1 protein-coding gene is annotated in these 1,374 nt (G+C 47.9%); it reads left to right on the forward strand.

Features of this window, described 5'->3' with window-relative positions; genetic code table 11:
- Positions 1 to 525 precede the first annotated feature (525 nt).
- Positions 526 to 1,374, forward strand: an 849-nt coding sequence (locus tag GRP75_RS27035; RefSeq protein ID WP_237449219.1) for an ABC transporter substrate-binding protein, incomplete at its 3' end; no start/stop codon positions are given.

Consider the following 1,374-nt stretch of genomic DNA (forward strand, 5'->3'; position numbering starts at 1 on the left):
TTCAATTCGTCGATCCGCACGAAGAAACATTGGGGGCTTCATCGTCCGCCAATGTTTCTTCGTGCGGATCGACGAATTGAATGCTGGCCTGCGCATCAGGTGCAAGCAGTAAGACATCGTTTTTTTCGGTCTGTACGAAATGCTTCCTCAAGTGTAACACACCGGATGTCGACTTAAACACGACGAGGCGATGCGCCCCAGGCGAGCTCGGGATAAGCTGTTTGCAGGACAGCCTGCGGAAAAGTCTCACGCTTTGAGGGATGTATATGTCGTATCCTTCATTCGGCAAAAAGGAAATTTCTTTTCCGTCAATTGTTGAACGTTCCATGTTGTGCTCCTTAACCAAATGTATTTTGAACCGCGGTTCCAAGCAAGACATGCATAGACAAGTCAATTGTCGCAAGCCCGGTTCTGTTTTTTGTGCTATAAAAAATCAGAAATATATCCATTGTTCAATCATACCAAACTCCTTAACATAAATTGAAGATGATTTTCATTCTCATTAATGTTTTAGGGGGCTTTACCATGCGAAAGAGAAAAATGTTCCAAGGCATACTTGTCATGCTATTTATGCTTCTGCTTGCTGTAACAGCGGCATGTTCCAAAAAAGAGGAGGCAGCACCATCTGCGTCAGCTAACGGGGAACAGGAAAGAGCTAAAGAAATAACGGTTTCATGGATGAGGGATTTGGGTCCATCTAATCCGCACGCGTACTATCCATCACAGCTGTTCTCACAATCCATGATTTACGAACCGCTGGTTGAGTACGGCGAAGGGGGAAAAATCAAGCCTCATTTGGCCACCAGTTGGGAGATTAGCGAGGACGGCAAAGAATATACTTTCCATCTTCGGGAGGACGTCCAATACTCGGACGGAACACCGTTCAACGCCGCTAGCGTCAAGCGTAACATAGACGCGATCCTGCAAAACAAGACGACGCATAGTTGGCTGGGAACGGCCAAATTGCTGGATCACCTCGAGCTTGTTGACGAGTACACCGTCAAGCTTGTCATGTCAGAGCCGTACTATCCGGTTTTGCAGGACTTAACGACCGTGCGTCCATTCCGCTTCTTGGCCGATGCAGGCTTCCCGGAAGGGGACAATACGCTGGAAAGCATTCAGTCTCCCATCGGCACGGGGCCATGGATGCTTGAAGAATACAAGCAGGATGAATACAGCGTATTCGTGAAAAACCCGAACTATTGGGGCGAACAGCCTGAACTGGACAAGATCACGGTCCGTATCATACCGGATGCCGAAACTCGGGTACTAGCCTTCGAGAAAGGCGATCTTGATCTCATTTTCGGAGAGGGTTCCATTAGCCTTGACGAATTCACGCGCCTGCAAAAGAACGATGCATTCGAAACGGAAGTA

This window comes from Paenibacillus sp. OT2-17, assembly GCF_009827695.1.
GTDB lineage: Bacteria > Bacillota > Bacilli > Paenibacillales > Paenibacillaceae > Paenibacillus > Paenibacillus polymyxa_B.